This is a genomic window from Haloplanus rubicundus (genome assembly GCF_003342675.1).
In the GTDB taxonomy this organism is placed as follows: domain Archaea; phylum Halobacteriota; class Halobacteria; order Halobacteriales; family Haloferacaceae; genus Haloplanus; species Haloplanus rubicundus.
The window spans coordinates 448,885-467,074 of the sequence record NZ_CP031148.1 but is presented as its reverse complement, the minus strand read 5'-3'; the positions used below and the strand labels follow the sequence as shown (position 1 = coordinate 467,074).

The window sequence follows — 18,190 nt, the reverse complement described above, 5'->3', positions numbered from 1 at the left end:
ACGCCGACACGGAAGGCGTAAATCGGCCGGGCGTCTACAGCCGACGTGGCACGACCGCTCCGTTTTCGACACGCCCCCGGGCGCTGGACCGAGGGCCGCGTCCGCGCCGAGGTGTTCGACCCGCTCGACGCCAACCTCGGCGCGACGTGGAATCGCCCGTGGTTCAAACCGCCCGAGGGGTACGACGCCCGGCGGTTCGACGTCGACAACGGCGACACCGCGCTCTTCTGCTGGACCGACGACGAAGCGTACTGGCTGGGCAACACCGAGACGCCGTCGAGCCTCTGGCGCACCGACAAGTACGGCTTCGAGGAGGTGCCCACTCCCGTCGCGGAGTGGGCCGAGCGCGAACTCCGCGCCGAACTCCACGAGCAGTCGCCGTGGTTGGCGGACTATCCGTACCTGTCGTGGTTCTTCCTCCCCGTCTTCCTCTCGAAGGACGGCCGGTGGACGACCCGCGACTTCTTCGACGACCACGCGGGCGGGTTCCCGGACGCGAGCCGCGACGACGCGCTCGAATTCTACGAGTCCTTCCTCTCGACGGGTGTCCTCGACGACTACCGGGAGACGATGGCGGGGAAACTCGGCACCTCGGAACAGCTTGATCTGACGCGGATGGCGGCGACGATGGGCGAGTTCCACACCGCGAAGCTCCTCGTCGACGCCGGCTACGACGTGGAACCCGAAATCGAGGTGACGACGGGCCACTCCATCGACTTCCAGGCGCAGGCGCCGGACGGCCAACAGCCGTTGGTGGAGGTGACGCGTCCGCTGCCGCCGAATCGCCGGTCGGCGGGAACCCCCGTCGCCGCCGTGCGCGACACGGCGAAGACGAAGACGGACGGCCAGCTCGCCGCCCACGCGGGCGGGGTCGTGCTGTTCGTCGACTGTTCGTCGTTCCCGGACGACGACTGGTACGCGGTCAGGGACGCCCGCCCGGAGGTGGGCCACCGGCCGGCGGTCGTCTACCGGATGCGGCCGGACGGCCGCGTCGCTGGCTACACGAAGGGTTCGGTGCCGCTAGAACTAGATTCGGTGCTGGATTAGAGCGACAGGGGCGTCGGGCCGCTCTCGCCGAGGGCCGTCGGGTCGCGGTCGCTGTAGAAGCGCCGGCCGATGGCCTTGTGACCGACCGCGGAGCGAACGGAGAGCCGCACGTCCTCGGGACCTTCGAACTCCTCGGTGCCGAGGCGTTCGAGGACCTCGCCGACTCGCTCGGTCCCACGCTGCAGTTCGAGTTCGTGCTCGCCGTGGTCGGCGATGATCTCGTCGGTGGTGATCGGGAATTCCAGGGCGTCGATCATCTCGCCAGTGCCGTTGAACTTCATCAACAGGTCCAACACGGTCGATAACTATAATGGTTTTCCATGTACAACCTAAAACAGCAGGTAGTCTTTAATTATCCTTAATTGAGGATCGTTCACACGGGCACAAGGCATATCGGCGGGGGTGGCGACGGTGGCGTATGGACGTGGTCGCCGACCTGCACGTACACACGACGGCTTCCGACGGTCGGCTGACCGTTCCCGAACTCCCGGCGGCGGCGCGACGCGCCGGGGTCGACGTCGTCGCCGTGACCGATCACGACCGCCTCCATCCCGACCTCGACGCGCCGGTGACGACACGCGACGACGTGACGGTGATCCACGGGATCGAGCTACAGGTGGAGACGGCGACGGGGCGGATCGATCTGTTGGGCTACGGCGTCAGGGAGACGCCGGCGCTCCGGGCGGAGCTGGATCGCCTCCAGACCGACCGGATCGAGCGCGCCCGGCGCATGGCCGAGCGGGTCGAGGACCGACTCGACGTGTCGCTCGACGTGACGTTCGAAGCCGGCGTCGGGCGGCCCCACGTCGCCCGCGCCGTCGACGCCAGCGACGCCGACTGCGACTACGCGGGCGCGTTCGAGCGGTTCATCGGCGACGACGGCCCCTGTTACGTCTCGCGGTCGGTGCCGAGCGTCGAACGAGGCCTCGACCTCCTCGCCGACGCGGCGGCGGTCGTCTCGCTCGCGCACCCGTTCCGGTACGCCGACTCCGAGGCGGCGCTCGACCTCGCACCCCATCTCGACGGGATCGAACGGTACTACCCGTACGGGCGCCCGGTCGACGAGGCGCAACTCGACGCGGTGATCGAGCGTCACGACCTGCTGGCGACCGGGGGGAGCGACGCCCACGACGGCCGGCTCGGGCTCGCCGGTCTCGACGCGGACGAATACGCGCGTATGGCGTCACGCCTGCCGGATGCGCAGGGTTAAACCGGAGGGAGCACCAAGAGGTCGTATGAAGTGTCACTACTGTGATCGCGAGGCCGCCTACGCCGCGGAGAAGGAAGGCATTCGCGTCGGCCTCTGCGAGAGCCACTTCCGCGAGCGGCTGGAGGAGCTCGCGGAATCCGACGATCTCGCCGCCCTGCGCGAGAAGATCGATATCGACCGCACCGAGTAGTTCTCTTTCGGTCCCCGCTCACCCCGTCCACGTCCCCGGATCGTAGCCTATTCCTGCGGATCACAGCACGGTTCCGAACCAGAGAAACAGCGCCGCGAGAATCGACTCGAACGAGAGCGTGCCGAGCGCCGACAGGAGCACGAACCGGCGGTCGTCCATCCCCGCGAGGCCGGCGGGCACCGTCACCATCCCGCGGGTGAACAGGAGCGTGTTGCTCACGGGGACGACGACCGGTCCCCAGCGGTCGAACCAGCCCTCGAACCGGTCGAGGGCGTCGTCGCTGATCCGGAACCACCGCGACCGGAGCAGCCGCTCCCGGCCGGCGCGTTTGGCGACCGTGAACAGCGCGAACTGGCCGACCGTCGCGCCGGCGACGGCGACGGCGACGACGAGGATGGCCGTCTCGACGGACCCCCCGAGGAGGGCCAGCGCGCCCGGCACCACGAGTTCGCTCGGGACGACGTACAGCAACATCGCCCCTTCGAGGACGAACACGCCGAACAGGACGAGGAGGCCGTAGTCCGCGGCCAGCAGGTCTCGGAGGGTGTCGGGCAACTGCGAGACCTGGAGCGGGGAGAGCACGGTTCGCGGTGGGCCACGGAGGATTATAGCGGTTACTCATCGGCCGGAACGACGGGGTTTTGGGCGTCCCCGACGAGGCGTGCGGTATGAACACCGACCGCCCGCGCCGGCTCCGCCGCGACGGCGTGCGTTCGCTGGTCAGCGAAACCGAACTCCGGGCGACGGATCTGATCGCCCCCGTCTTCGTCGACGCGACGACCGACGAACGGGTGCCCATCGAATCGATGCCCGGGCACGAACGCGTCCCCGTCGCCGAGGCGGTCGCCCGCGTCGAGGAGGTGCTGGCGACGGGCGTCGAGGCCGTCATGCTCTTCGGAATCCCGGAGTCGAAAGACGCCGAGGGGTCGCGGGCGTGGGCCGAGGACGGCGTCGTCCAGCGGGCGACCCGCGCGGTCACCGCCGAGACGGACGCGACGGTCATCACCGACGTCTGTCTCTGTGAGTACACCGACCACGGCCACTGCGGCGCCCTGGAACCGAACGCCCGCGAGGATCCGACGCTGACCGTCGACAACGACGCGACCCTCGACCTCCTCGCGCAGACCGCGGTCTCGCAGGCCGAGGCGGGCGCAGACATGGTCGCCCCCTCGAGCATGACCGACGGGATGGTCGGACGGATTCGGACGGCCCTCGACGACGCCGGCTTCGCGGACGTGGCGATCATGTCCTACGCCGCCAAGTACGAGAGCGCGTTTTACGGCCCGTTCCGTGACGCCGCCGACGGCGCGCCCGCTTTCGGCGACCGACGCCACTACCAGATGGACCCCGCGAACGGCCGGGAGGCGCTTCGGGAGGTTCGCCTCGACGTCGAGCAGGGCGCGGACGTGCTGATGATCAAACCCGGCCTCCCCTACCTCGACGTGGTGAGCGCCGTCCGCCGGGAGTTCGACCGTCCCGTCGCGGCCTACAACGTCAGCGGCGAGTACGCGATGCTCCACGCCGCGGCGGAGAAGGGGTGGCTCGACCTGGACGCGGTGGCGCGGGAGTCCTTGCTCGCGCTCAAACGCGCCGGGGCCGACGTGATCGTGACGTACTTCGCGGAACGGATCGCGCCCGACCGCTGATCCCCGCGGGATGGCGCGGCACACCGAGAGAAATATAATTTTTCTATCACTACATTCGACCAATTCTTCGGCAAAGAAGTCCGAGAGACTGGCTAACTTACGACCTTATACAACTCTTATCTACTATTAAATCGGACGAACATCCACGGTAGCGGCGTTATTCAGACATTTGTAAACGCTAATCCTTATACTATGTCGTAACAGTACGTTCTATCGCAACACGGAGAACGAACATGCAGCAAGCGATACAAAACACAAACGTCTGTCCAAGCACCAACCCCGAATCGTCCCGTCCAGAGGTGAGCGTATGCTGACGCCGCTCCAGATCGATCCGGCGGCGCTCGCCTCCGGTGTGAACAACGTCTGGGTGCTCACGGTCACCTTCCTGATCTTCTTCATGCACGCCGGCTTCGCCATGCTGGAGGCGGGGCAGGTACGCTCGAAGAACGTGGCGAACCAGTTGACCAAGAACATGCTGACCTGGAGCGTCGGCGTCATCATCTACTTCCTGGTGGGCGCGGGCGTCTCGAGCATCGTCGGCGGGGGCGCGAACCCGTTCGGCTACATCGCCGGCGGCTCCGACGCGTGGATCGGCTGGCTCTTCGGCGCGGTGTTCGCCATGACGGCGGCGACCATCGTCAGCGGGGCCGTGGCCGGTCGCGCGAAACTCCGCGCGTACGTCACGTACACCATCCTGCTGGCCGCGGTCATCTACCCGGTCGTCACCGGTCTCACCTGGGCCGGCGGCTTCCTGAACGACATCGGCCCCGGCTTCCAGGACTTCGCGGGCGGCATGATCGTCCACGGCATGGGCGGCATCGCCGGCCTCACGGCCGCGTGGGTCCTCGGTCCCCGGATGGACCGCTACAACGAGGACGGCTCGGTCAACATCATCCCCGGCCACTCGCTCACCTTCGCGGTGCTGGGGACGCTCATCCTCTGTTTCGGCTGGTACGGCTTCAACGTCGGCACGGCGGCCTCGGTGTTCGTCGTCGAGGAGGGCTCGGTCGCCCTCGGCGCCTTCGGCGACACGGTCGGTCGCGTCGCGCTGACGACCACCCTCGGCATGGCGGCGGGCGCCATCGGCGCCGCGACGGCCGCCCTCGCCAAGACCGGCAAGGTCGACACGCTGTACGTCGCGAACGGGATGCTCGCCGGTCTCGTCGGCATCACGAGCAACACCAACGCAATCACGTGGGTCGGTGCCCTCGTGATCGGCGGTCTCGCCGGCGCGCAGCTGCCCGTCGTCTTCGAATTCATCGAGAAGCGGCTCAAGATCGACGACGTCTGTGCGGTGTTCCCGGTTCACGGCTCCGCGGGCGTCCTCGGTGCCTTGCTCTTCCCGCTGTTCGCGATTCCCGGCTACTCGGTGAGCTTCGTCGGCCAGATTGCCGGCGTCGCGGTCATCGGCGGCTGGACCATCGTCGCGACGGCGCTGGTGTTCGGCGCCCTCAAGCTGATCGGGCAGGCCCGCGTCTCCCCCGAACACGAACGTGAAGGCCTCGACGTGGCCGAACACGGCGTCAACACCTACCCCGAGTTCGGCGACCCCGGCGCCGACGTGATGGCGGACGGCGGCAACGAGATCATCCGGACCGACGGCGGTGACCGCGAGATCAAGATGGTCGTCGCGATGCTCCGCCCGGAGAAACTGGGCGACGTGAAACAGGCCATCGCCGAAGTGGGTGCCCCCTCGATCACTGTGACGAACGTCTCCGGTCGCGGGTCCCAGCCCGCGAAGAAGGGCCAGTGGCGTGGCGAGGAGTACACCGTCGATCTGCACCAGAAAGTGAAAATCGAGTGCGTCGTCGCGGACGTTCCCGCCATGGACGTGGCCGAGGCGATTCGCGACAGCGCCAACACGGGCGAACCCGGCGACGGCAAAATCTTCATCATGCCCGTCGACGAGGCGGTGCAGGTCCGCACCGGCAAGACGGGTCCCGACGCGGTCTGAGCGGATCGGTTCGGCACGCGAGCACCACGCGGCACGGTCTTTTCGACGAAACCCCGTACATTCTTTCCCCAGCGGTCCCCAGCGGTAGGTATGAACCACGACGAATCGCGGGACCTGTACGACCGGGCGCTGTCGGTGCTTCCCGGCGGCGTCAACTCCTCGGTGCGGGCGTCGATGCCTTACCCCTTCTTCGTCGAGCGCGGCGACGGCGCGCACGTGATCGACGCCGACGGCAACCGGTATCTCGACTACGTGATGGGCTACGGTCCCCTGCTGTACGGCCACGACCTGCCCGACCCCGTCCAGGCGGCGATCCAGTCCCACGTCAGTTCCGGCCCGATGTACGGCGCGCCGACGGAGGTAGAGGTCGATCTCGCGGAGTTCGTCGCCCGCCACGTCCCCTCCATCGAGATGATCCGCTTCGTCAACTCGGGGACCGAAGCCACCGTCTCGGCGGTCCGCCTCGCGCGGGCGTACACCGGGCGCGACAAGATCGTCGTCATGCAGGGCGGCTACCACGGCGCCCAGGAGTCGACGCTCGTCGAGGGCGGGCCGGAGGGTGCCCACCCCTCCTCGCCAGGCATTCCCGACTCCTTCGCCGAGCACACCATCCCCGTCCCGTTCAACGACTCCGACACCGTCACCGACGTGTTCGAGGCCCACGGCGACGACATCGCGGCCGTCCTCACCGAACCGATCCTCGGTAACATGGGCGTCGTGATGCCCGTCGACGGCTTCCACGAGACGCTGCGCGAACTCTGTGACGAACACGGCTCCCTCCTGATCTTCGACGAGGTGATCACCGGCTTCCGCGTCGGCGGCCTCGGCTGTGCCCAGAGCGAGTTCGGCGTCACGCCCGATCTGACGACCCTAGGAAAGATCGTCGGCGGTGGCTTCCCCGTCGGGGCCGTCGGCGGCCGGGCCGAAATCGTCGAACACCTCACCCCCGGCGGCGACGTGTTCCAGTCGGGCACCTTCTCCGGCCACCCGGTGACGATGGCCGCCGGGCTCGAAACCCTGCGCTACGCCGCCGAGAACGACGTGTACGACCACGTGAACGCGCTGGGCGAGCAACTGCGTGCGGGCATCACCGACATCGTAGAGGAGCGCGCCCCGGAGTACACCGTCGTCGGCACGGGCAGCATCTTCAAGACGATCTTCACCCGGGACGGCGCGGGCGGCGCCGACCGCTGTGCGGCCGGCTGTCGCCAGCGCACGGACTGCCCGAACTACGACGCCTGTCCCAAGACGGGGGCGGACGTGGCGGCCGCCGAGACCAACCGCTGGGAGCGGGTGTTCTGGCAGGAGATGAAGGATCGGCGGGTGTTCCTCACCGCCAACCAGTTCGAGGCGCAGTTCGTCAGCTACGCCCACACCGAAGAGGACATCCAGCGGACCATCGACGCGTATCAGGAAGCGCTATAGCGGGGCTTTTCACCTTCGGGGGCGTCGCCCCGGTATGAACACGCGCGGGACCATACGGCTAGCGACGCGCGGGTCCGACCTCGCCAAGCGCCAGACGGCGAGCGTGGCCGACCGCCTCTCGGCCCGACGCCTCGCCGTCGAGACGGTCGAGGTGTCGACCCGCGGCGACGAGATTCGGGACGAACTCATCCATCGCCTGGGGAAGACGGGCGCGTTCGTCCGCGCGCTCGACGAGCGGGTCCTCGACGGCGACGTCGACGCCGCGGTCCACTCGATGAAGGACATGCCGACCGAGTCGCCGCCCGAGCTAGTCGTCGCCGGGGTGCCCGAACGCGCCCCCGCGGGCGACGTACTCGTGACCCCCGACGGCGCGACCCTGGAGGACCTGCCGGAGGGCGCCGTCGTCGGCACCTCCTCGCTCCGGCGCGGTGCGCAGTTGCGCCGCGAGCGCCCGGACCTGCAGGTCGAATCGCTCCGGGGCAACGTCGACACCCGGCTGGAGAAGTTGCTGGCGCCCGGTCTCCAGCGCGAACACCAGCGGCGACTGGACGCCGAGGACGAGGACGAGGGCGAACATCCCGACAACTTCGACCGGTCGGTCGAGGAGTGGTTCGACGGGCTCGCCGAACTGGAGCGGCGGGCGATGGAGCGGGCGGTGGAGACGGAGTACGACGCCGTCGTCCTCGCGGAGGCAGGGCTAGAGCGAAGCGGCCTGCTCGACGCCGTGGCGACGACCCGCCTCCCCCGGGAGTCGTTCGTCCCCGCACCGGGGCAGGGCGCCATCGCGGTGACGGCCCGGAGCGACGCGGACGCGACGGAGACGATCCGTAACCTCGTCGACGACCCGGTGACGCGCGTCGAGACGACCGTCGAGCGGACGGTGCTCGCCGAACTCGGCGGGGGCTGTATCGCGCCCATCGGCGTCTACGCCGTCGTTCAGGGCCAGTACGTCCACGTCACGGTTCAGGTACTCTCCCTCGACGGGACGGAGGCGGTCGAGCGCACCGCCGACCTCCCGATCACGGACCACGCCGACGCGGCGGTCGACCTCGCGGCCGAACTGCGGGAGGCGGGGGCGGCCGAGTTGATCGACCGGGCGCGCGAGGAGGCCGACGTGTGAGCGACACCGACCGCCCCCGCGTCGCCGTCTTCCGCCCCGACGACGAGCGACTCGACGCGGCCCGGACGCTCCTCGCCGACCTCGGGGTCGAGCCGGTGGCCGACCCCATGCTCGCCGTCGAGCCGACGGGCGCGACGCCACAGGACGGGGAGTACGTCGTCTTCACGAGCAAGACGGGCGCGGAACTCGTCGCGTCGGCGGGGTGGGACTCCGGCGACGCGACGGTGGTGGCTATCGGTCCGAAGACGACCGAGGCACTGGAGGCGGCGGGCTACGCGGTCGATCTGGTCCCCGACGACTACTCCTCGACCGGGCTCGTCGACCTGCTGGCCGACCGAACCGACGGAGCCGGCGTCGAGGTGGCCCGGAGCGACCACGGCAGCCCCGTCCTGCTGGAAGGGCTCCGCGACGCCGGCGCGGCCGTCCACGAGACGGTGCTCTACCGCCTCGTCCGCCCCGATGGGGCGGGCGAATCGGCCGAACTCGCCGCGGCGGGTGACCTCGACGCCGCCTGCTTCACCTCCTCGCTGACCGTCGAACACTTCCTCGACGCCGCGGACGCGCGGGGCCTCCGCGCCGCCGCCATCGTGGGGCTGAACGCGGCCGTCGTCGGCGTCATCGGCGACCCGACGCGGGAGACGGCCGAATCGCTCGGGATCGACGTGGACGTGGTGCCCGCGGAGGCGACGTTCGAGGCGCTGGCCCGGGAGACGGTCGCGGCGTTGCGGGAGCGGTAGTTTATCAGTGATGGCGACCGACGCCGAACCCATGGACGGGCCGGTTCCCGAACTCGCCGACCGGGCGGCGGCGTGTGCCGACCGCCTCCGGGCGGCCGACTCGGTGCTCCTCGCCTCCCACATCGACGCCGACGGCCTGACGAGCGCCGCCGTGGCCGCGACGGCGCTCGAACGCGCCGGAATCCCCTTCGATACGGTCTTCGAGAAACAGCTCGACGAGGCGGCCATCCGCTCCATCGCCGCGACGGAGCACGGGACGGTCCTCTTTACGGACTTCGGGAGCGGGCAACTCGACGTCGTCGTCGAGTACGCCGACGCCTTCACGCCCGTGGTCGCGGACCACCACCAGCCGGCGGACGCGGACGTCGAGTTCCACTGTAACCCCCTGCTGGAGGGGCTGAACGGCGCGAGCGAACTGTCCGGCGCGGGGGCGGCCTACTGCGTGGCGCGGGCGCTCGGCGGGGAGGCCAACCGTGACCTCGCGGCCCTCGCCGTCGTCGGCGCCGTCGGCGACATGCAGGCCGGCGTCGACGGCCTCACTGGCGCCAACGAGGCCATCGTCGCCGAGGGCGTCGAGGCGGGCGTCCTACGCGAGGGAACCGATCTGTCGATGTACGGCCGGCAGACCCGGCCGCTCCCCAAGCTACTGGAGTACGCCAGCGACGTGCGGATTCCGGGGATCAGCGGCGACGAGTCCGGCGCCGTGCGCTTTCTCGCCGATCTCGATCTCGACCTCCGGGCCGATGGGGAGTGGAAACGGTGGGTCGATCTGACCGACGACGAGCGGCGGACGGTGGCGAGCGCCCTGCTCAAGCGGGCGGTGGCGAGCGGCGTGCCGGCGGATCGGGTGAACGACCTGATCGGGACGACCTACACCCTCACCGCGGAGGCCGAAGGGACGGAACTCCGCGACGTGAGCGAGTTCTCGACGCTCCTGAACGCGACGGCGCGCTACGAGCGCGCGGACGTGGGGCTGGCAGTGTGTCTGGGGGACCGAGGCGAGGCACTCGACCGCGCCCGGACGCTCCTGCGCAACCACCGCAAGAACCTCTCGGAGGGGCTGGAACTCGTGAAATCGGAGGGGGTGACCGTCGAAGACCACGTCCAGTGGTTCGACGCGGGGACGCGAATCCGGGAGACCATCGTCGGCATCGTCGCCGGGATGGCGCTGGGGGCGGACGGCGTCCGACGGGACCGGCCCATCGTCGCGTTCGCGAGCGTGGACGCCGGCGAGTCGGATGGCGGCGACGACGAGGTGAAAGTCTCCGCGCGGGGGTCTCACACCCTCGTTCGGCAGGGACTGGATCTCTCGACGGTCATGCGGGAGGCAGCGCGGTCGGTCGGCGGCGACGGCGGCGGCCACGACGTGGCTGCGGGGGCGACGATTCCCGCCGGCACTCAAGCGGCGTTCGTCGCGGCGGCCGACGATCTGATCGCCGACCAGTTGGGGTAGTCGAACCCGTTCGGGACGGGGCTTACCCGTCGCTTCGGAGTAACGCGACCGATGAGCGAGACGGCCCACCGGAACGTCGTGGAATCGGTCGAGGGGCTGATCGGCGACACCCCGCTCCTTCGGCTGGACGGGGTCGCCGAGAACCTCCTCGGGAAGGTGGAGGCGGTGAACGCCTACTCGGTCAAGGATCGCATCGCCCGCGAGATGATCGACGCGGCCGAGGGGTCCGGTGACCTGCCGCCGGGCGGGACGGTCGTCGAGGCCACGAGCGGCAACACCGGCATCGGTCTGGCGACGGTGGCGGTGGCCCGCGGTTACGACTGCGCGTTGACGATGCCCGAGTCGATGTCCGAAGAGCGCCGGACGATGCTCGCCGCCCTCGGCGCCGACCTGGAGTTGACGCCGGCCGAGGAGGGGATGGGTGGGGCGAACCGCCGCGCGGAGGAACTGGCCGCGGCCGACGACGCGGTCCTCGTCGGGCAGTTCGAGAACGAGGCGAACCCGCGCGCCCACCGGACGACGACCGGGCCGGAGATACGGCGGGCGACGGGCGGCGACGTGGACGCCGTCGTCGCCGGCGTCGGCACCGGCGGGACGATCACGGGGCTCGGGGAGTACTTCGTCGAACGCGGCGACGACGTGACGACCGTCGCCGTCGAACCCGCGTCGTCGCCGACGATCACCGAGGCGTGCAGCGATGGCCACGACATCCAGGGCATCGGCCCGGGCTTTCTCCCCGACGTGGTGCGGACGGACCTGATCGACGAGGTGCGTGGGGTGACGGCCGACGAAGCGCGCACGGCCGCGCGCCGACTGGGCCGCGAGGCCGGCCTCCTCGTCGGCATCTCCTCGGGCGCAGCGCTGGCGGCGGCGACGGCGTACGCGACCGAGCATCCGACGGAGACGACGGTCGTGATCCTGCCGGATACGGGCGAGCGCTACCTCTCGACGGATCTGTTCGACGCCTAACCGTCCGACTTTTGCCCGGCGGGGAGCAAAGACCGCCATGGCCGACTTCGACCCGGAGAAGTTCGAGGACAAGTACGCCAACTACTTCACCGAGCTCCAGCGGGCGTACAAGAACGCCTTCGAGACGATGAACGACCGTTTCGACTCCGAACTCGTCCACGCCATCGACCAGCAGGTGCTCAACGAGTCGGAGCCGTTCTACGAGGACGGTGCGTTCCGGATCGAACTCCCCGAGAACCCGACCGAGCGGGTGACGGCGGTGGTCGTCGACGAGGAGAAGTTGGAGACGACGCTCGACCGGTACGTCGAGGAAATCGAGGCGGAACTGCGGACCGTCTTCGGCCTCGACGAACGTGATGAACCAAAGGCCTAAGCCCGTCGGTATCCTTGTCTCGTCCATGAGTACCGACGCTCAGGACGCCGACGGCGAGGACGAACTCCGCGAGCGCGTCACGAACTTCCTGCGGCGCAACTTCCCGCAGATTCAGATGCACGGCGGGAGCGCAGCCATCCAGCACATCGACACCGAGACGGGCGAGGTGAGCATCCAGCTCGGCGGCGCCTGTTCCGGCTGTGGCATCTCCCCCATGACGATTCAGGCGATCAAGAGCCGGATGGTCAAAGAGATTCCCGAGATCACGAAGGTCCACGCCGACACCGGCATGGAAGGCATGGGCGGCGAGGGCGGCGAGGGCGGCCACGGCGGCGGCATGGAACCCTCCTTCCCCGGCGAGACGAGCGACGACGACGAGGGCCGCGACGAAGGCCCGCAGGCCCCGTTCTAACCGGTTCGCCCCCGTCCGACCGCGGTGTTTTCCGACCCACCCAGCGACTGCCACGCCGTCGGCCGGCGACGGCCGCGCTGAGGAAGGTTTAATCCGAGGCCGTCCGTGTCGCGTCTATGGACGCTCGTGAACTCGCCGTGAGCGCGGAGTACCGCGTCGCCGTCGAGGAGGGCGACGACTGGCGGGAGGCCATCGAGCACGCCGCCGACGCCGAGGGGGTCACGTCGGGGTGGTTCACCGGGACGGGGACGGTCGCGGACGCCGACGTGTGGCACTACGATCCGAGGGCCGGGGAGCACCGCGCCGTCGGGTTCGACGAACCGCTGACGGTCGCCGTCTGCGTCGGTGGGGTCGGGGCGGACGCGGACGGGGCGTTCGCCCGCCCCCACGCCGTCCTCACTCGCCCGAGCGGGCAGGCCGTCGGCGGCTACCTCAACGCCGCGACGGCCGTCGAGGGGACGGTGCACCTCCGGGCCTTCGAGGAACAGGTCGTCGACCGCGCCGACGCCCCATGACGCCCGACGACGAACGCTACTTCGAGCGGATGGAAGCGCGGTTGGACGAGGCGTTCGACCGCGCGGAGCGGGCGCGGAGCCGCGGTGCCGACCCGACCACCGAGGTGGAGATTCCGGTCGCCCGCGACATGGCCGACCGGGTGGAGAACATCCTCGGCATCGACGGCGTGGCCGAACGCGTGCGCGAACTCGACGGGCAGATGAGCCGCGAGGAGGCGGCGCTGGCGCTCGTCACCGACTTCGTCGAGGGGACCGTCGGCGACTACGACACGAACGCCGGGAAGATCGAGGGGGCGGTCCGGACCGCCGTGGCCCTCCTGACCGAGGGGGTCGTCGCCGCGCCCATCGAGGGCATCGACCGCGTCGAGGTGCTTGCAAACGACGACGGCACCGAGTTCGTCAACGTCTACTACGCCGGTCCCATCCGCTCGGCGGGCGGGACGGCACAGGCGCTCTCGGTGCTCGTCGCCGACTACGCCCGCTCCCTGCTCGGCATCGACGAGTTCAAACCACGCGACGACGAGGTGGAGCGCTACGCCGAGGAGGTGGGGCTCTACGACTCGGAGACGGGGCTCCAGTACACGCCGAAGGACAAGGAGACGAAGTTCATCGCCGAACACATGCCGATCATGCTGGACGGCGAGGCGACGGGCGACGAGGAGGTGTCGGGGTTCCGTGACCTCGAACGCGTCGACACCAACTCGGCCCGCGGCGGGATGTGTCTCGTCCTCGCCGAGGGCATCGCGCTGAAGGCGCCGAAGATCCAGCGCTACACCCGCGACTTAGCGGAGGTGGAGTGGCCGTGGCTCCAGGACCTCATCGACGGCACCATCGGGAAAGACGACGGGGAGGAGACGGACGAGACGGCCGCGGACGAGGGGGACGACGCGGACGACGACGCGGCCGCGGACGACGACGCCGAGCCGTCCGGACCACCCCGCGTCGACCCCTCGACGAAGTTCCTGCGCGACCTGATCGCCGGGCGGCCGGTGTTCGGCCATCCCTCCGAGGCCGGGGGCTTTCGCCTCCGTTACGGCCGCGCCCGCAACCACGGTTTCGCCACCGCGGGCGTCCACCCCGCGACGATGCATCTCGTCGACGACTTCCTCGCGACGGGCACGCAGATCAAGACCGAACGCCCCGGGAAGGCCGCGGGCGTCGTCCCCGTCGACACCATCGAGGGGCCGACGGTCCGACTGGCCAACGGCGAGGTCCGCCGCATCGACGATCCGGCGGAGGCGCTGGCGGTCCGCAACGGCGTCGAGGAGATTCTGGACCTCGGCGAGTACCTCGTCAACTACGGCGAGTTCGTCGAGAACAACCACCCCCTCGCGCCCGCCTCCTACACGGTCGAGTGGTGGGTGAAGGAGTTCGAGGAGAGCGACGCGGACGTGCAGGCGCTCCGCGACGACCCGCGGGTCGACCTCGAGGACCCGAGCGCCGACGAGGCGCTCCGCTGGGCGACCGAGTTCGACTGCCCGCTCCACCCGGCGTACACCTACCTCTGGCACGACGTGAGCGTCGCGGCGATGGACGAACTCGCGGCCGCCGTCGCGGGCGGGGAGACGGTCGCCGTCGAGGGTGATGGCGGGGTCGGACGGGTCGCGTCCGATGGCGACGAGTCGACGGCCGATACGCTCCTCGTCGAGGCGACGCCGGCGGTGCGGCGGACGCTCGAAACGCTCCTCGTCGAACACGTCGCCACCGACGGGGTGGTGAGAATCGCCGACTGGCGACCGTTCGCCCGGTCGCTCGGCGTGACGGCCGATCTGGACCGCGAGTGGACGCTCGACGACCTCTCGACGGCCGCCCGCGAGTACGACGACGGCGACAACGCCGTCCGCGCGGTCGACGAGGTGGCGCCGTTCACGGTTCGGGAACGCGCCCCGACCCGCATCGGCAACCGGATGGGGCGACCGGAGAAGTCGGAGGGGCGCGACCTCTCGCCCGCGGTCCACACCCTCTATCCCATCGGCGAGGCGGGTGGCAGTCAACGCGACGTGGGTGGCGCGGCCCGCGCCCGCACCGACGATGGCCGGGGCGTCGTGAACGTGCAGGTAGGCCGGCGGGCGTGTCCCGACTGCGGCGCGACCACGCACCGCACGCAGTGCCGGAACTGCGGCGCCCACACGGAGCCGGTGTACGAGTGCGAGTCCTGCGAGCAGGTGATCGAACCCGACGAATCCGGGCGCGTCCACTGTGACCGCTGTGATCGGGACGTGACCAGCGTCGAGTGGCGCCGACTCGACCTCGGCGAGCGGTATCAGGAAGCCCTCGATACCGTGGGCGAGCGCGAGGCGGCGTTCGAGATTCTGAAGGGCGTGAAAGGGCTCACGTCGGCGAACAAGACGCCGGAGCCGATGGAGAAAGGCGTCCTCCGCGCGAAACACGGCGTCAGCTCGTTCAAGGACGGCACCGTCCGCTACGACATGACGGACCTGCCGGTGACGGCGGTCCGCCCCGAAGAGCTGGACGTGACCGCCGAGGACTTCCGCGAACTCGGCTACGAGACCGACGTCGACGGCGACCCGCTCCGCTTCGACGATCAACTGGTCGAGTTGAAAGTACAGGACATCGTGCTCTCGGACGGGGCGGCGGAACACCTCCTCAAAACGGCCGACTTCGTCGACGACCTGCTGACCGAGTTCTACGACCTGCCGCCGTTCTACGAGGTGGCGGAGCGCCAGGACCTAGTGGGCGAACTCGTCTTCGGGATGGCGCCGCACACCTCGGCGGCCGTGGTCGGTCGGGTGGTCGGGTTCACGTCGGCGGCGGTCGGGTACGCGCATCCGTACTTCCACGCGGCGAAGCGGCGGAACTGCTTCCACCCGGAGACCAAGGTGTGGTATCGGGACGAGGACGGCGCGTGGCACCACGAGCGGATCGAGCGGCTGGTGGAAGAGCGGCTCGAGGACCCCGAAACGGACGACTTCGGCACGCTCGTGCAGGAACTCGACGGCGACGTGCACGTGCCGAGCATCGACGACGACGGCGAGCAGGTGCTGAAGCCGGTCGAAGCGGTGTCGAAACACCGGGCGCCGGATCATCTGGTCGAAATCGAGACGCGGAGTGGGCGGGCGGTTACAGTGACGCCGGATCACGAGGTGCAGGTGTTCGATGGGGGAGAGGTCGAATCGAAACGAGCGTCAAAGGTAGCGGACGACGACCAGCTAATCAAACCCTCACATCTCGATACGGTGTCACCAGCAGACGAGCCACAGCGTATCGATTTGCTCGCGGAGTTGCTACGGAGAGATATTATCAATGGCGACCGCCTGACTATCAGAGGAATAGCGAAGAGCGAACTCTACGATCTATTTACCGAATCGCTGCGTCATAGATGGGAGGGGACGTTCTATCCACTGAAAAGCACCGCCGAGTACCTCGGACTATCGAAAAAAGCCCTAAGTAACTACGTCTATCGAGAGAGCATTCCTGTCCAACTGCTGGACCGACTGTTCGAGTCTACCGACGCGCTCTTATCGGCCGTCCCGGACGACGTGAAACTCGGTGTCAAACGAGACCGAGCTCAGATGGATCGATTCGTCGAACTGAACGGACGAGTTGCGACGCTCCTAGGATACTACGCTGCGGAAGGATTCGCTCGCGCACAGGAGACACCCAAAGGAACGATCCACCAGACGACGGTTTGTGGAACCGAATCCGAGGCCCGAGAGTTCTTCATGGAGACGTTTCGATCCGAATTCGGTGTCGAGCCGTACCGTGAAAACGAGGCGAAGGTTACTGTTTCGGGACGACTACCCCGTGCGTTCTTCGATACAATCCTGAATGCGGGTGTGTATGCGGAAAGCAAGCGTGTCCCTCAACACATATTCGATTCGTCGAACCGAATTGCTGCAGCGTATCTACGCGGATACTTTAGCGGCGACGGGTCGGTTGACTCAACGGGAACAACCGTTTCGGCGTCGACGGTCAGCAACGAACTCAAAGAAGATATCGTCGCACTCCTGACCAGATTCGGTATCGAAGCACGGATCAGGCATGTCGAGCCGGTATTACTCCAAGACCAGTTTCCGGAGCACTACAGGGATAACGACATGTCCATGTCGAAACCGGCGTACGTCGTTCACCTTGCTGGAGAACGTAGCGTCCGATTCTCGGAGCAGATCGGATTCCACCTCTCACGGAAAGACGAAGTGCTTCGTCAAAATGTCGCCGAGCGTAGTAGTAAGGAGAAATACGCGCGCTGTTTCGACGGTGGAAACGACGAATATTTGATCGATACTGTCGAATCAACGAGTATCAGTACGTCTAACGTCGATTCAGTATACTGTCTTACCGTTGCAGATACCCATACACTGATTACGAACGATCTGTCAAATTGTCAATGTGACGGTGACGAAGATTGCGTCATGCTCCTCATGGACGGTCTGCTCAACTTCAGCCAGGAGTTCCTCCCGGATCAAAGGGGGGGCAGAATGGACGCCCCCCTCGTCATGTCCTCCCGGATCGACCCCACCGAAATCGACGACGAGGCCCACAACATGGACGTGGTGCGGGAGTACCCCCTCGAGTTCTACGAGGCGACCCGCGAGATGGCCGACCCCGAAGCGGTAGACGTCGAAATCGCGGAGGACTCGCTCGATACGGAGGCGGAGTACCACGGCTTCGACCACACCCACGACACCTCGAACATCGCCCTGGGGCCGGACCTCTCGGCGTACAAGACGCTGGGGTCGATGATGGACAAGATGGACGCCCAGTTGAACCTGGCCCGCAAACTCCGGGCGGTCGACGAGACGGACGTGGCCGAGCGGGTCATCGAGTACCACTTCCTCCCGGACCTGATCGGCAACCTGCGGGCGTTCTCGCGCCAGGAGACGCGGTGTCTGGACTGCGGCGAGTCCTACCGGCGGATGCCGCTCTCGGGCGATTGCCGGGAGTGTGGCGGGCGCGTGAACCTGACCGTCCACGAGGGATCGGTGAACAAGTACATGGACACCGCCATCCAGGTGGCCGAGGAGTTCGGCTGCCGGCCGTACACGAAACAGCGCCTCGAAGTGCTCGAAAAGAGCTTGGAGAGCGTCTTCCAGAACGACCACAACAAGCCGTCGCGACTGGACGACTTCATGTAGCGCGGCGAGCGAAGGGCACATACCGGCGGCAACTGTTACGTCG

Annotated in this window: 16 protein-coding genes; 14 read left to right on the top strand and 2 right to left on the bottom strand. The window is 68.2% G+C overall.

Translation table 11 applies throughout. From position 1 onward, the window contains the following. The first annotated feature begins 45 nt into the window (after positions 1-45). Entirely contained in the window at positions 46-1,047 is a 1,002-nt protein-coding gene (locus DU484_RS03215; protein ID WP_114584753.1) for a DUF5784 family protein, read from the top strand. Here the strand turns inward: DU484_RS03215 and DU484_RS03210 are convergent. Then, positions 1,044-1,328, bottom strand: coding sequence for a DUF5789 family protein (locus DU484_RS03210; protein ID WP_114584752.1), 285 nt, complete (start codon positions 1,326-1,328; stop codon positions 1,044-1,046). The genes DU484_RS03215 and DU484_RS03210 overlap by 4 nt on opposite strands. A gap of 137 nt (positions 1,329-1,465) precedes the next feature. Between DU484_RS03210 and DU484_RS03205 the strand changes: the two genes are divergently transcribed. Next, positions 1,466-2,257, top strand: coding sequence for a PHP domain-containing protein (locus tag DU484_RS03205; protein ID WP_114605096.1), 792 nt, complete (start codon positions 1,466-1,468; stop codon positions 2,255-2,257). Positions 2,258-2,282: 25 nt separating this feature from the next. Continuing rightward, positions 2,283-2,447 (top strand): DUF6757 family protein, encoded by a 165-nt coding sequence (locus DU484_RS19900; protein ID WP_187347755.1) that lies wholly within the window; start codon positions 2,283-2,285, stop codon positions 2,445-2,447. Positions 2,448-2,507: 60 nt separating this feature from the next. Here DU484_RS19900 and DU484_RS03200 read toward each other — a convergent pair whose 3' ends face one another. Next, positions 2,508-3,029 carry a DedA family protein gene (locus DU484_RS03200; protein WP_262342838.1) on the bottom strand — a complete coding sequence of 174 codons (522 nt, stop codon included), beginning with the start codon at positions 3,027-3,029 and terminating at the stop codon, positions 2,508-2,510. A gap of 86 nt (positions 3,030-3,115) precedes the next feature. Here DU484_RS03200 and hemB point away from each other — a divergent pair, with 86 nt between their 5' ends. From hemB to polC, 11 genes are all read left to right on the top strand, one after another. After that, complete coding sequence (gene hemB / locus DU484_RS03195; RefSeq protein WP_114605095.1) at positions 3,116-4,093, top strand: porphobilinogen synthase; 978 nt, start codon at positions 3,116-3,118, stop codon at positions 4,091-4,093. A 307-nt stretch (positions 4,094-4,400) separates the two neighbouring features. After that, on the top strand, positions 4,401-6,047 hold the full coding sequence (locus DU484_RS03190) for an ammonium transporter (protein WP_114605094.1): 1,647 nt from the start codon (positions 4,401-4,403) through the stop codon (positions 6,045-6,047). Positions 6,048-6,137: 90 nt separating this feature from the next. Next, positions 6,138-7,472, top strand: coding sequence for a glutamate-1-semialdehyde 2,1-aminomutase (gene hemL / locus DU484_RS03185; RefSeq protein WP_114605093.1), 1,335 nt, complete (start codon positions 6,138-6,140; stop codon positions 7,470-7,472). Positions 7,473-7,506: 34 nt separating this feature from the next. Next, positions 7,507-8,592, top strand: a complete 1,086-nt coding sequence (hemC, locus tag DU484_RS03180; RefSeq protein WP_114605092.1) for a hydroxymethylbilane synthase — start codon at positions 7,507-7,509, stop codon at positions 8,590-8,592. Beyond that, entirely contained in the window at positions 8,589-9,329 is a 741-nt protein-coding gene (locus DU484_RS03175) for a uroporphyrinogen-III synthase (RefSeq protein ID WP_114605091.1), read from the top strand. Before hemC ends, DU484_RS03175 begins: the two co-directional genes overlap by 4 nt. A gap of 31 nt (positions 9,330-9,360) precedes the next feature. Next, positions 9,361-10,782 carry a single-stranded-DNA-specific exonuclease RecJ gene (locus DU484_RS03170; RefSeq protein WP_114606702.1) on the top strand — a complete coding sequence of 474 codons (1,422 nt, stop codon included), beginning with the start codon at positions 9,361-9,363 and terminating at the stop codon, positions 10,780-10,782. Positions 10,783-10,833: 51 nt separating this feature from the next. Beyond that, on the top strand, positions 10,834-11,751 hold the full coding sequence (gene cysK, locus DU484_RS03165; RefSeq protein ID WP_114605090.1) for a cysteine synthase A: 918 nt from the start codon (positions 10,834-10,836) through the stop codon (positions 11,749-11,751). Positions 11,752-11,788: 37 nt separating this feature from the next. Beyond that, the gene (locus tag DU484_RS03160) at positions 11,789-12,124 is read left to right on the top strand and encodes a DUF5783 family protein (RefSeq protein ID WP_114584743.1); all 336 of its coding nucleotides are present in this window, start codon (positions 11,789-11,791) and stop codon (positions 12,122-12,124) included. A gap of 25 nt (positions 12,125-12,149) precedes the next feature. After that, a complete protein-coding gene (locus tag DU484_RS03155) occupies positions 12,150-12,536 on the top strand; it encodes a NifU family protein (RefSeq protein WP_114584742.1) in 387 nt (128 codons plus the stop codon). A 116-nt stretch (positions 12,537-12,652) separates the two neighbouring features. Continuing rightward, positions 12,653-13,051, top strand: a complete 399-nt coding sequence (locus DU484_RS03150; protein ID WP_114584741.1) for a PPC domain-containing DNA-binding protein — start codon at positions 12,653-12,655, stop codon at positions 13,049-13,051. Beyond that, positions 13,048-18,147 (top strand): DNA polymerase II large subunit, encoded by a 5,100-nt coding sequence (gene polC, locus DU484_RS03145; RefSeq protein ID WP_114605089.1) that lies wholly within the window; start codon positions 13,048-13,050, stop codon positions 18,145-18,147. The genes DU484_RS03150 and polC overlap by 4 nt, the downstream gene beginning before the upstream one ends. Positions 18,148-18,190 lie beyond the last annotated feature (43 nt).